Genomic DNA, 7,393 nt, shown 5'->3' on the forward strand with positions numbered 1-7,393 from the left:
GTAAAATGGAATATCCAAAAATAATAAAACGTCAATGGCTATTAAGGGATAACTTAACGGAGTGCCATAATGACTTATAATTTAAAAAATGCATTACTTAATATAACTAATCATAAAGTTTACAGTTTAAGTGTTGTAGCGACGTTAAGTATTGTTTTAGCTGCATTAATTACTGTATTAACACTTGCCTATATTATGCTGTTAAAACCATTGCCATACCCTGAGCAAATGCGGTTAGTAAAAGCTGAATATGCTCAAATAGACCAAACCGGGGCGCTTAATACCCGCGCTTTTAATTACCCTGCACTGATTGATTTATATAAAAATCATAAATTATTTGAGCAAGCTGCGTTGGTGTATTACGGTGAACAACGCCTTGATGATGTAGCGGGCTTACCCATAGTAAACACCTCATTTGTTACCCCTCAGTGGTTTGAAATGTTTGCAATTAAGCTACATTTAGGACGAGGTTTTACGCAAACCGAAGCTCTTGATAGTTTTAACCCCGTTGCCGTTATAAGTTATCGAACATGGCAAAATGACTTTGCCAGTAAAGAAAACATAATAGGTCAAACACTTAGTGTGGGCGCTCAGCAATTCAAAATTATAGGTGTGGCTGCAGCCAACTTTAAATCGCCTGCACTTATCAAAACAGGGCAGGTCACTGACGTATGGTTGCCGTGGGATTATAATTTAACCTCTGCAGAGGCTAAACCATTTTGGTGGAACCGTTACTCACGCAGCCATTTTGTGGCTAAATTACCAAGCGATGTAAGCATTGAGCAGGCGAGTAAAAGGTTATCGCAGTATGTGGATGATGTATGGCAACAGCATATTACGACCGAAGCATTCTTTGCAGGTTGGCATATCGAACTTGAGCTAAACACCTTGCAAACAGTAATATTAAAAGAGACACCGCAGAATATTTATTGGCTCATTTTAGCTGTAACGGGGTTGGTTATTATTGCCTGTGTAAACATTAGTAACGTGTTTATTGTAAGAACTGCAGCGCGTAAACACACATTAGCACTGAGTGCGGCGCTGGGCGCAACACGGTTTACTTTGTTTAAACAGTTTTGGCTGGAGATTGCCTTGCTAATAGGCTTAGCAAGTATAATAGGCCTTGCGTTAGCGGCGATTTTTTTAGCAACCTTAAGCGATTTTGCCATGGCAATATTACCGCGCGCCAATGAGCTTTCTATTAATGCAGTATCATTCCTTATCACACTGGTTAGCGGCTTAATATTAACGACGCTGTTCGCTTTTTTATGTACGCGAATAGTAAATTACCAACAACTGATAAGTAGTTTAAAGTCAGCAGGTAAAGGGACGACAGTGCAGGTGGGCAAGCGCGTATGGCAAGGCTTGGTCGCTTTTCAAGTAGCTGTAGCGTGTACATTATTGTTTATTAACTTTTTAGTTTTTAGCGTTAATAAAAGTAATATTGACGAGGCTTTCACACTGCCACTTGAGCAATTAACGAGTTTAAAGGTTAATGTAGCAAGCCATGTAGCAGCTGATAGAGACAAAGCAAATCAGCTATTAGAGCAAGTAGCTAACGAGCTTGCTTTACTGCCAGAGGTTAGGCAAGTAAGTCGTTCATCATCACCTATAAACGATAATTTAATTACTTGGTCATTGGTTGAGGTAGCAAGCAATCAAAACGTATTACCTTATGGTAAATCAGTTGATGAGCAGTATTTTTCATTACTTAAACAACCCGTATTACAAGGACGTGGTTTTACAAACGAGGATACTAAAAGTAATGCGAATGTTATTATTATTAATGATGTACTAGCAGAAAAATTATCAAATGATGGTAATGCATTGGGCATGCATTTGAGTTTTGATATAACTTCAGGGCGCGAAAATGATTTAGTAATAATAGGCATAGTTAAAACAATGCTTATACCGGGGAAAACGTCGCTTGAGCCTAAAGCTTATTTGACTCGTGCTGGTTATAATTCATTTATTATCGAGTTTAAAAATGCTCAGCACTTAACAAAAAATACGCTTAACACCTTATTACAATCTATTGATTCAGGCTTATCAGTTCATCAATTAGCGCCATTAAATGCACAGCGCGATACAGCACTGTTTCGTCAATATGTAGTATCGGCGACAACGCTGATGATCATTGCTGCCACTATTGCCTTAACCAGTATTGGTTTGATAGGTATTATGCGCTACTCAGTGTTATTAAGGCGTGCTGAAATTGGTATTCATTTGTGTGTTGGCGCAAAGCCACTGGCATTGTTTTTGTTAGTATTTAAGCAAAATGGCAGCGCAATCGTAACGGGTATAATACTCAGTATTGCGTTATTGCTGGCTTTACAACAACCACTACAACTGATTGCGGATGGAGTACCGCAAATTATGCAGCTTGGTATGTTATTCATGACTTTATTGTTTGTAATTAGCCTTGGCGCACTGGCGTGTTATTTACCTTTAAGTGCCCAGCTAAAGCGCCCTGCAATTTACGGTGTACAAGGATCACAACAGTAAAGTGTGTAGTTTAGGAGGGACTGATTGAGTAAAAGGCTTAAATCAGCTCCTTCAACTAGCTCTTTTAAAAACACTTTATAAAATTTGGCACGTTGATAAGTTAATAATAATTATAAAGATGGTGCGGGCTGAATGTTATTATCTGCAGTCTATACAACTAAAAATGCTACAACAGGGATTTCAGTCAATGATTGCAAAGTTAGATAATGCAAATGAGGCAGTCGCAAAGCAAATTTACACCACCTTTCAACGCTCTTATAAAATAGAAGCTGAATTAATAGGTACGCAGAATGTTCCGCCTTTATCGCGCACTGTTAATGATATACACAATTCGCAAACGCTTTTTTATGGATTTTATGACGATACTCAGCTTGCAGGGGTTATTGAACTGGTAATTATCAATGAGCGATTAGAAATTAATAGCTTAACGGTTGACCCAAAGCATTTTAGAAAAGGCATCGCCGATAAGTTAATCCGCTATGCGTTAACTAACTTTATTGAAACAGCATCAACAGCGATAGTTGAAACCGCAGTAGTTAACGAGCCCGCTATTAAGTTATATAAAAAGCATGACTTTGTTGAGTTTAAAAGATGGACGCCCGATCACGGTATTGAAAAGCTAGCCATGATTCGAACTGGCATTGTTTGATTCAAAAGCCACAGTGTAAAAAACGTTGTAAATTCAATTTCTTTTCAATTATTAGTTTAACTAGCAAATACTTATCGAAAGGTAACCAACGGTTGTTATTTTGTTATGCCAATCACTTAAGTTTATTTTAAGTTTTACTGTTTACGCTTAACCAACCATATTTAAACATGATTTTTGAAATACAAATTTTATGTTTTAGATCACTAAATACTTAGTAACGATAGGTTACTGTATGTGGAGTATTTAATACGTACAAGGGTAGAGGTTACCTCTTCAAGCTCTCAAAACATAAGAGGTAGGTTGATGAGTAGCCATGTAATACCGATCGACTTAAATATTTAACCATTCTAGCGAGCTAAATAAAGCGCTAACTGCGTTATGATTTTTTCAAGTAGAACAACTACATGTCAAAATTTATGCCTTGTTATCACTGTATTTATCTGTCGCTATAAATGGTCAGTAACTTAACACGATTGGTATAATTTCATTTTTCGAGAGGCATTATGAATTTAAAAAACACGACAACTCATTACAATACGCTCTCCATTGCTTTGCATTGGCTTATGTTCATATTGATTGTAGCTGTTTACGCAAGCATTGAACTGCGCGAATTATTCGACAAAGGGACTACAACCCGAGATGCCTTTAAAATGTGGCATTTTATGCTTGGTTTATCGGTTTTAGCTTTAGTAAGCGTTAGGCTAATTGCTCGCGTAGTGGGTGGCTCGGCTCCTGATATAAAACCAGAACCAGCTAAGTGGCAAAATAATCTGGCCAAACTAGTGCATGTTATTTTGTATGGTTTCATGTTTGCTATGCCTATTGCTGGATGGTTAATTTTGAGCACGGCAGGCAAACCAATTCCGTTTTTTGGTCTAGAGCTGCCGCCATTGGCCAGTAAAGATTTAGACTTGGCTAAAACCATCAAAGAGCTGCATGAAACCGCAGGGGAAGTTGGTTATTACTTGATTGGATTACATGCCGCCGCCGCCTTATTCCACCATTATGTTTTATCTGATAATACGGTTGCACGAATGCGTTTGCCGAAAAAATAACAGCTAATTAAGTGCTCAAACTGTTGTTTGCGCACATATTCAAGGATATGAGCGACGCGCGTATATTGTTCCATTTAGCTCTACTTAAAGATTTTAGAAAACTTAGTGATAGTAATACCTTAGCTAATTTGTTAAAACTATATAAAGTAAAAAATGAGCGTGGTCGGAGCAGAAATATCCGCCCTTCGGGCACTGTAAAATTGTTATAACTCACGGGCTTTCGAAGTATGCATATAAATAAATTGAAGACAAAAGATGGTCAAGAAATCGGTTTGGGGAAGTTCACCGTATTAATTGGACCAAATAACGTAGGGAAATCGCAGACTCTAAAAGATGTACACAACAAATTTACACAGGGCAATGGATTCGTTACCACTTTGGTCAAGTCTATTGTATGTGAAGAGCCAGAAGGCATTAGCGACCTTTTCTACGGTCTAGATGTTAAGCCTGACCCCAAAGTAGTTGGCAGGTCTCAGATCTCGGGAATAACTTCGAAGCTGAATTCTAGCGATAACCTCGCCATAAATATCGAACATATCGAGCGGCAAGTAAAGCAAAATGGCATAAATTCCATATTTGGATCTTTGGCGAAATATAGAGTTTCGTACTTGGACTCGGAGTCGAGGTTGGTCGTGGCAAAGACTTCTCCGTCTATAAATACCCATAAATACACACCTCAAAACTTAATGCAAGCGTTGTACGCTGCAGAAAATGATGTAGAGAACAGCCTGCGAGAAGCATTCCAGACGACTTTCGAAATGGATATAAAGCTGGACTACAGTGGGCTGACTGAGCTGTGCTTCAGGGTTTCAAAAAGATTTGACGGCGTTCCTTCTGATTCAAAAGAGTCATTCAAATACTTCGAAAATTATCCGATATTGGATGATCAAGGGGATGGGTATAGAAGCTTTGTTGGAGTGGTTCTAAGTTTGTTGCTTTCTGAAAACCGCATAGTCCTTCTGGATGAGCCAGAAGCATTCCTTCACCCTGCTCAAGCGAGAACGCTGGGCCTATGGATTGCTAATCATGCGCATTCTGTTCCTGGCCAAGTGGTTATATCGACGCATAATTCAAACTTTATCGCCGGTGTGCTAGCGGCAAACAAACCTGTCGATATTTTCAGACTCAACAGAAAAGACGACGTCACTACTTTTACACAAATCTCACCGCAATCAACAAAAGCACTGGCACGTTCGCCTGTCTTGTCCAGTCAACGCGTGCTCGATGCGTTATTCCACCGAGGGGTGGCAGTCTGCGAAGCAGACTCTGATCGTATTGTATATTCAACCGTTTCCAATAATGAGTTCAATAATCAGGAGCTGTTGTTCATTCATGCGCACAATAAACAAACCGTTCATGTAGTGCTCGAATTACTTATATCTGCCAACATCCCATGTGGGGCTGTTGTTGATTTCGATATTCTCAACGACCTTTCGGACTTAGAGAGAATTGCGAGCGCGCTGGGCACATCGATCAATGAAAATGAAGTCGAAATTGTTGCCAAAGTCAAAAAATATATCGAATCGTTAGATGACAGTGAATCACTCGCGAAACTAAAAGATGATTTAAGAGAGTTGCTAACCCAGCTTGAGAGTGACGAGCACTCTTTTTCAGGGGCTCGGGGGGCAGTAAACCGCATAAGGAAGGATTTTTCCAAATGGAGAGATGTTAAGTCAGAAGGCTCTAAGGTGTTTCCGCCAGAGCTTCTTAGAGAAGTTGAAGTGCTAATCTCTTCACTCAACTCTAAGTGTATTTTTATTGCTCCAGTTGGTGAGCTGGAAGGCTGGATTGATGTAGGTACAAAAAGGAAAAACAAGTGGATTGTGCCCGCGCTTGAGTATTTAGGAGAGAACCCAGCTCCTAGTGAACTCAAGGAGTTTGTCGGGACAATATTAAATACGTTAGTGGCAGGCAAGTTATAACAAGCGGCAGCAGTCGGAGTTGTTTTCCGCTCCTGCGTCGCTCCAAACAGCCCGCTGTGCCGGGCGTTGGCAATAGACGAGTAACTTTCATGAAGTACGTATTTTTATATTTTATTTTGTGTTTTTTCTGCTCTAGTTCATTTGGCGAGAACTTGGGATACTCTGGCTTTAACAAAGAAGGCGAAACCGTAGAGGAAACATTAGCTCGTCTGATAAAAGACAAATCATTCAGTGTTTACGATCACGATGGTTGGACTATTGCTAGTTCGAATGAGGGAGTAATGTATAGCTTTACGCCTTCCAGTCATCCAGCTTATCCCGCCTATGTAAAAAGGGATGTGATTGAGCGTAACGGCGCTATTTATATTGATATGTCGGTGCGTTGCGGAGCTTCAAAGAAGGTGTGTGATGATTTGGTTCGCTCGTTCCAAGAGTTAAACAAAAAGATAATGCAAAGCATGGGTGGATGAATGCATAATCGGGTAGCCGGAGGTCTCTAACCTCCAGCCCCCACACCACCCATGATGCGCTTTTTATTAATAGGAAGTGCAATGGGCGGTTTATTTTCCGTAATGAATATGTATCCAAATATCTCTCCATGGCGTTAAACTTTTGAAGCTAAGTATTCATTACCTAGGGCAATGAATGTTAATCCCTTTTGTTTTTTGAGCTTCTACAAGGGCCTTCGCTTCCAAGCGCCTACTTTTGGTACTGGTGATACCACATGCTATGGCGAGTCGCTCACTAACCCCCAATTTCATTAAACTACGTACTTTAGTGCGTGCTATTCCTTATAAATAGCGCCATTGTCGCCAGTAGCACATTCTTATCCTACGGCGGATCCAGAGATCTAAATCCACCGTTAGATATAATAATCAAAGTCAAAATAGACAGCCCAATGGGGCAACGGCAGCTTTTTATTGACGAAATGGCAAACGACTTGGCTGTATAGAGCCTGCTTTCCTTTAAATAAACAGCGGAATATTACAGTTAACAAAGGAATGAATAAATTGACCTTACGCGGACAAACGAAAGTGAATGCATTCACTGCATTCTGCGGCAACTGTATTGCTTAGTTCATAATATAGAAAAGCTGCAAAACACGATGCATTAATAAAGGTAAGCTGCTACCTCTCTAAATAAGCCACTTAAACACCTGTCATACCTTCCAAAACGCCCATTAAAGCAACAGCAAATCCTCTTTTTATATTTTACGTAAAATCGAAGTAAGCGATTGAATCAAAATAGGAACTCGACTATGG

At 39.7% G+C, this 7,393-nt stretch carries 5 protein-coding genes; all 5 read left to right on the forward strand.

Annotated elements, in window-relative coordinates; translation table 11 throughout:
- Window positions 1–69 precede the first annotated feature (69 nt).
- Window positions 70–2,505 carry an ABC transporter permease gene (locus tag H5183_RS20000; RefSeq protein WP_182732534.1) on the forward strand — a complete coding sequence of 812 codons (2,436 nt, stop codon included), beginning with the start codon at window positions 70–72 and terminating at the stop codon, window positions 2,503–2,505.
- A gap of 187 nt (window positions 2,506–2,692) precedes the next feature.
- Window positions 2,693–3,154, forward strand: a complete 462-nt coding sequence (locus H5183_RS20005) for a GNAT family N-acetyltransferase (RefSeq protein ID WP_182732535.1) — start codon at window positions 2,693–2,695, stop codon at window positions 3,152–3,154.
- Between the two features lie 503 nt (window positions 3,155–3,657).
- Entirely contained in the window at window positions 3,658–4,209 is a 552-nt protein-coding gene (locus tag H5183_RS20010; protein WP_145235009.1) for a cytochrome b, read from the forward strand.
- Window positions 4,210–4,436: 227 nt separating this feature from the next.
- Entirely contained in the window at window positions 4,437–6,131 is a 1,695-nt protein-coding gene (locus H5183_RS20015) for an AAA family ATPase (RefSeq protein WP_182732536.1), read from the forward strand.
- A gap of 89 nt (window positions 6,132–6,220) precedes the next feature.
- Window positions 6,221–6,601: a molecular chaperone DnaJ gene (locus H5183_RS20020; RefSeq protein WP_145241256.1), complete on the forward strand. Its 381-nt coding sequence runs from the start codon at window positions 6,221–6,223 to the stop codon at window positions 6,599–6,601.
- Window positions 6,602–7,393 lie beyond the last annotated feature (792 nt).

This window comes from Pseudoalteromonas sp. SR44-8 (genome assembly GCF_014163635.1).
GTDB classification, from domain to species: Bacteria; Pseudomonadota; Gammaproteobacteria; order Enterobacterales; family Alteromonadaceae; genus Pseudoalteromonas; species Pseudoalteromonas rhizosphaerae.